This window comes from Bradyrhizobium sp. (assembly GCF_049691595.1).
GTDB lineage: Bacteria > Pseudomonadota > Alphaproteobacteria > Rhizobiales > Xanthobacteraceae > Bradyrhizobium.
Map to the genome: position 1 here is coordinate 1 of NZ_JBAVNZ010000020.1, position 2,980 is coordinate 2,980.

At 63.4% G+C, this 2,980-nt stretch carries 5 protein-coding genes; 1 reads left to right on the top strand and 4 read right to left on the bottom strand.

Annotation, left to right across the window (positions count from 1 at the left end):
• Positions 1-601: LpxI family protein (locus tag WCE35_RS00825; protein WP_424591450.1), on the bottom strand; the 601-nt coding region annotated here is incomplete at its 3' end.
• A gap of 19 nt (positions 602-620) precedes the next feature.
• Entirely contained in the window at positions 621-1,424 is an 804-nt protein-coding gene (gene lpxA / locus WCE35_RS00830; protein WP_424591451.1) for an acyl-ACP--UDP-N-acetylglucosamine O-acyltransferase, read from the bottom strand.
• 95 nt (positions 1,425-1,519) lie between these two features.
• Here lpxA and WCE35_RS00835 point away from each other — a divergent pair, with 95 nt between their 5' ends.
• Positions 1,520-1,921, top strand: coding sequence for a KTSC domain-containing protein (locus tag WCE35_RS00835; protein WP_424591452.1), 402 nt, complete (start codon positions 1,520-1,522; stop codon positions 1,919-1,921).
• 24 nt (positions 1,922-1,945) lie between these two features.
• Here WCE35_RS00835 and fabZ read toward each other — a convergent pair whose 3' ends face one another.
• The gene (gene fabZ / locus WCE35_RS00840) at positions 1,946-2,404 is read right to left on the bottom strand and encodes a 3-hydroxyacyl-ACP dehydratase FabZ (protein WP_424591453.1); all 459 of its coding nucleotides are present in this window, start codon (positions 2,402-2,404) and stop codon (positions 1,946-1,948) included.
• Positions 2,404-2,980, bottom strand: a 577-nt coding sequence (lpxD, locus tag WCE35_RS00845; protein ID WP_424591454.1) for a UDP-3-O-(3-hydroxymyristoyl)glucosamine N-acyltransferase, incomplete at its 5' end; no start/stop codon positions are given. The genes fabZ and lpxD, both read right to left, overlap by 1 nt.

Consider the following 2,980-nt stretch of genomic DNA (forward strand, 5'->3'; position numbering starts at 1 on the left):
CCAAAAGCCCGTCGGTGCCTTCGATGTCCTCGACCGCGACCACATGGCCGTCGATCACAACCACCGCCTGCCCGATATCGAACGGACCGAGCGCGCCCAGCACTTCCCGCCCCTTGCCGATATCGGCGAGCGCGCTCGCCCCGGGCGCGGCGCGGGTGATGCACCCCTCGGGCATCAGCAGGTCCGGGGCGACGTCCTTGATCCCGACCATGCGAAAACCATCCTGCTCGAGGATGCGGCCGACCCCGGACAGCAGATGATCGTCGCCGCCGCGAAACGCGCCGATGACGTGTTTGAGAACGCGCAGCGTTCCCCAGTCCAGCCTGACTTCCGAGAGCGCCGGCCGCACCAGCGTGCCGATGAAAATAAGGTCGCGGCAGCCTTCGGCGCGGAACAGCTTTGTCGCCCGGCCGAGCTGGCCGACCGAAATCCAGTGATGACGAAAGCGTTCTACGCGCGCGGGATCGCAGGCGCCCCGGAGCGCGAACAGAACCGGCGCGATGCCGCGCGCGACAAGCGAATCCGCCACCGCGAACGGCATCACGCCGCCGCCGGCGATCACACCGACCGGCGAAGCAATTGTTGAGGCCGCTTTCATCATGGCTGCGGCGATCCCGTCATCATTGGCTGCTGCCGTCGCCGGCCGGAAGACACAGCGCGCGGTGTTTGCCGTCGCCGATAAAGGCAAGGATGTCGGCGATCGCCGGATCCTGCGCGGCCAAAGGCTGCACCGCGCTCAGCCGCTCGGCAAAGATGCCGGGACCGTGAAACAGTTTTTGATAGAACGACCGCACCGTCGCCAGCCGTTCCTTGGTGAACTTTCGGCGCTTCATGCCGATGATGTTCAACCCCTCGAGCACGGCATATTGGCCGTTGACGAGGCCGAACGGAATCACGTCGCCGCGCACGCCGCAGATGCCGCCGACCATCACCTGCGATCCGATCCGGGTGAACTGGTGCACGGCGGACAGCCCGCCGATGAAAACGAAATCGCCGATCTCGCAATGGCCGCCGAGCGTCGCCGAAGTCGCGAAGATCGCGTCGTTGCCGACCTGGCAGTCGTGTCCGACATGGCTGCAATTCATGAAATAGCCGCGGTCGCCGATCCGGGTGACGCCGCCGCCGGCGACCGTGCCGGCGTTCATGGTGACGGATTCGCGGATGGTGCAGTCCCGGCCGATTTCAAGCCCGGTCAGTTCGCCGCGATAGCTCAGCGATTGCGGCGCGGTGCCGAGCGAGACGAACGGGTAGATAGTGCAGCCGGCGCCGATCGTGGTCTGCGCCGTGATGTGCACATGCGCGACCAGCTTGCAATTCTCGCCGATCACGACGTTGGGACCGATGACGCAGTAGGGACCGACCGAGGTGCCTTCGCCGATCACAGCGCCATCCTCAACCCGCGCGGTGGGATCGATCGTGCTCATCAGGACGGGTCCGGGTATTGGTCAATGGCGCTGGGGATTATAATGTCGAATTTTCCGGTGGTTACCGCGACTTTGCCTGATCTGTCCAGTGACGTATGATTACGCCGTATTTCGTCACGCTCCAGGATCGACTCTTTTGCGCTATCGTCAAAAGCATGGTCAAAACCGCGACAGCACTACTCTTGCATCTGTTAACCGTCGAGGTCGATTCTGAGGCGATCGACGTGCGAGACCGCGGCGCCGTCGACCTCGCGACGTTCGAGTGCCGGGATATCAACCGCAGCAGCATCATTCAGCGCGTGTGCTACGACCGAGCGCAGAGCAACCTGATCGTCAGCGTCAGGGGCCTCTACGACCAGTACTGCAATCTTCCACCGGTAATTTTTGACGGCCTGATGAGCGCACCATCGATGGGGCAATTCTTCAACAGGAATATCAGGGGATCCGCGTCAGGCGGCGCTTACGATTGCTGGGGGGATCGAATTCCGAAGTATTAGACGACGCGTGGCGGCCCGGTCCCGTCAATCCGTCAGCATCGCGCCGACGTCGGCTTCGGCGGCGATTGTGCCATTCACCCTGGCTTCGCCGTGAAACCACCACATGGTCTTGCGGCGGCCGATCGAGCGCATGTGGTATTCGATGGTGTCGCCGGGCATCACCGGCTTGCGGAACTTGCACTTGTCGATGGTCAGGAAATAAACCGCGCGCGGCCTTTCGGTGCCTTCGACCGACTTGATACCGATGACGCCCGCGGTCTGCGCCATGGCTTCGATCATCATCACGCCGGGATAGACCGGGCGATCCGGAAAATGGCCGAGGAACGGCGGCTCGTTGAAGGTCACGTTCTTGATTCCGATGCCGCTGTAATCGGTCCGGATCTTGATCACCCGGTCGATCAGCAGCATCGGATAGCGGTGCGGGAGCGTCTTGAGGATGTCGTTGATATCCACGAGCTCGAACCTGACCGGCGCCTCCTCCATCACTCCTGCCCCTCGCCGTTCTTGTCGGCCGCGCCATCGCGCACCAGACGCTCCACCGCCACGATCTCCCTGAACCACTGCCTGGTCGGCTTGGCAAAGAACCCACCCCAGCGTCCATTGGGCGGAATGTCGTCCTTGACCCCGCTCATCGCGGTGACCTGGGCGCCGTCGCCGATCTTGAGGTGGTTGTTGATGCCCACCTTGGCGCCGAGCGCCACATTGTCGCCGATCGTCAGGCTGCCCGCGAGCCCGATCTGGGCCGCGAGCAGGCAGTGCCTGCCGATCGTCACATTGTGGCCGATCTGAACCTGGTTGTCGATTTTGGTGCCCTCGCCGATCACGGTGTCGCGCAGGCTGCCGCGGTCGATAGTGGTGCCAGCGCCGATTTCCACGTCGTTCTGGATCAGCACGCGGCCGGTTTGCGGCACCTTGAGATGGCCTTCGGGGCCGAAGAAGATGAAACCATAGCCGTCCTGCCCGATGCTGCAGCCGGGATGAATCAGGACGTTGTTGCCGATCAGCGAGGCCTGGATCGCGCATCGCGCGCCGACATTGCAGTCGCGGCCGATCCTGACG